This window comes from Nocardioides sp. NPDC057772 (assembly GCF_042798075.1).
GTDB lineage: Bacteria > Actinomycetota > Actinomycetes > Propionibacteriales > Nocardioidaceae > Nocardioides.
Genome location: NZ_JBHVKN010000361.1, coordinates 1 through 2,251, shown reverse-complemented (window position 1 = coordinate 2,251; position 2,251 = coordinate 1). Strand labels below are relative to the sequence as shown.

The 2,251-nt window shown below is 68.8% G+C and carries 3 protein-coding genes; 2 read left to right on the top strand and 1 reads right to left on the bottom strand.

Annotated elements, in window-relative coordinates; all coding sequences use genetic code 11:
* A partial coding sequence (locus ACFVJS_RS27650; protein WP_378886746.1) for a cation:proton antiporter occupies positions 1–1,590 on the bottom strand: 1,590 nt, incomplete at its 3' end.
* An 83-nt stretch (positions 1,591–1,673) separates the two neighbouring features.
* Here ACFVJS_RS27650 and ACFVJS_RS27645 point away from each other — a divergent pair.
* Together ACFVJS_RS27645 and ACFVJS_RS27640 are read left to right on the top strand one after the other, a co-directional pair.
* Entirely contained in the window at positions 1,674–1,934 is a 261-nt protein-coding gene (locus ACFVJS_RS27645; RefSeq protein WP_040754613.1) for a ribbon-helix-helix protein, CopG family, read from the top strand.
* Positions 1,931–2,182, top strand: a complete 252-nt coding sequence (locus ACFVJS_RS27640; RefSeq protein WP_378886745.1) for a type II toxin-antitoxin system RelE/ParE family toxin — start codon at positions 1,931–1,933, stop codon at positions 2,180–2,182. The genes ACFVJS_RS27645 and ACFVJS_RS27640 overlap by 4 nt, the downstream gene beginning before the upstream one ends.
* Positions 2,183–2,251 lie beyond the last annotated feature (69 nt).

The window sequence follows — 2,251 nt, the reverse complement described above, 5'->3', positions numbered from 1 at the left end:
CCCGGAGAGCTGGCGCTCCTGGTTGACCCGGATCGCCTTCACCGCGAGGTCGGAGCCGGCCGAGGCGTACAGGTTCAGGACGGCGTGGGCGCCGCGCTTCTTCAGCTCGTCGCGCTCCTCGGGGCGCAGCGCGATGGCGGCCACGGTGCCCTTGAAGCCGAGCTTGTGGAGCAGGTCCATGGCGAGCAGGTTGTCGCCGTGGAAGGGCATCGTGAGGACAACGAGCTCCATGCCGGCGCCCTTCTTGACCCGCTCCCAGAAGTCCTGGTCGGTGGCGTCGGCCTCGACGACGTCGAAGCCCTCCTCCTTGAGCGAGTCGGCGCGCACCGAGTCGTGCTCGACCGCCAGCACGTGGTAGCCCTGGGTGTCGCGCAGCTCCTCGTAGGTCGTACGCCCCACCCGGCCCATCCCGACCACCAGCGCCTTGGCGTCGCCGAGGTTGATCGGCCGGTCCGCCTCCTGGAGCCGCTCGGGCCTCCGCTCCGGCAGGAGTCGGTTGAGCAGGTTGATGAGCTTCGGGGCATACGCGTTGAAGACGGCGCCCACCAGGAACGAGAGCGACGTCGCGACCGCGAGCACGGTCTGCCACTGCGCCGAGGCCAACCCGGTCGCGGAGGCGATGACGATCACGATCAGCCCGAACTCGGAGTAGTTTGTCAGGGTGAACGAGGCCAGCGTCGCGGTGCGGTAGCGCAGCCCCATGAGGACGAAGATCACGACGTACGCCGCGGCCTGCAGCGGCAGCAGGATCTGCAGCACGGTGGCCAGGGCCAGGTCCTCCAACGAGGGCACCCCGGTCAGTCCGATGCTCAGGAAGAACGCGATGAGGAAGAGCTCTTTGGTGCTGAACAGCAGCTTGGCCAGCGCCGGCGCCTTGGCGTGCGACCCGAGAAGGGCGCCGACCACGAGCGCCCCGAGGTCGCCCTTGAGACCCACGGTCTCGAAGAGCCAGTAGCCCGGCACGAGGGCGATCGCCAGACCGAAGAGCGCGGTCAGCTCGGCGGAGGTGATCCGGTCCCAGATGCGGTGGGCGAGCCAGGCGCCCGGGAGGAGCAGCACCAGCGCGAAGACCCACGGCGAGGGCCAGTGGCCCTTGGAGATGGTCAGGAACGCGACCGCCACGATGTCCTGCATGACCAGCACACCGATCGCGATCCGGCCGTAGAGGGTGTTGTTGTCGCGGCGCTCGTCGAGGACCTTGATCGCGAACACGGTGCTCGAGAAGGAGAGGACGAACGCGATCAGCGCCATCTCGCCGAGGTCGGCGTCGGCGAGGAGCGCGAAGCCGAGCGGCGCGATGCCGGCCAGCAGCCCGACGCCGATGATCACGCTGAACCCGAGGTGGGCGAAGGTGCTCAGCCACACGTCGGGTCGGAGCAGCGATCTCACGTCGAGCTTGAGGCCGATGCCGAACAGCAGCAGCGTGACGCCCAGGTCTGCCAGCGTGTGCAGGCCTTCGAGCTCGCCGACCCCGGCGGCGTGCAGCCCGAACCCGGCGGCCAGGAAGCCGACCAGGGGCGGGAGTTTCAGGAGCATCGCGACCAGCCCGGCTCCCAGTGCGACAAGCAGGTAGAGCGCGGTCAGCGACATATTCGGATATCCCCCAGGCTGAAACTCGACGTTCCGACCCACGTACGATACCGCGTGATACCACCTCGGGTTACGCTGGGTCCATGGCTATGACTCTGCGACTCAGCGAGGCCGACGACCGGCTGCTGACCGACCGCGCCCGCACGGAGAACCGGTCCAAGCAGGAGATCGCCCGCGAGGCCATCCGCGCCTACCTCAACGACCACGACCGGCGCATCGAGGACCTCGAGGACGATCTCGCCATCGCGCGCTACTCCTTGCGCCGCGAGCTCGGCGAGGTCCGCTACACCCCGCACGCCGAGGCCCGCCGCGCCCTCGGTCTCGATCGCCCGCTCGGCGAGTGACCTATCAGGTCGTCTGGGCCGACGAGGCGTTGCGGTCGGCCGAGGCGTACGTCGACGACGACCCGATCGGCCTGATCCAGGTCTTCGACACCGTCGACACCCTGGCCGAGACCCCGCGCGACGTCGGCGCGTACGCCTGGGGCAAGGACCGCTACCGCCTCCGCGTCGGCCGCTACCGCATCGTGTACGTGGTCGAGGAGCGCCGGATCACGGTCGCCGTCATCCACATCGGGCGGCGGAGCGCCTGAGGCGCTGCTGAAGCCGCCGACACTCGTGTAACACGTCGTTCGTAGGACTACTCGCCTTATCTGATAAGG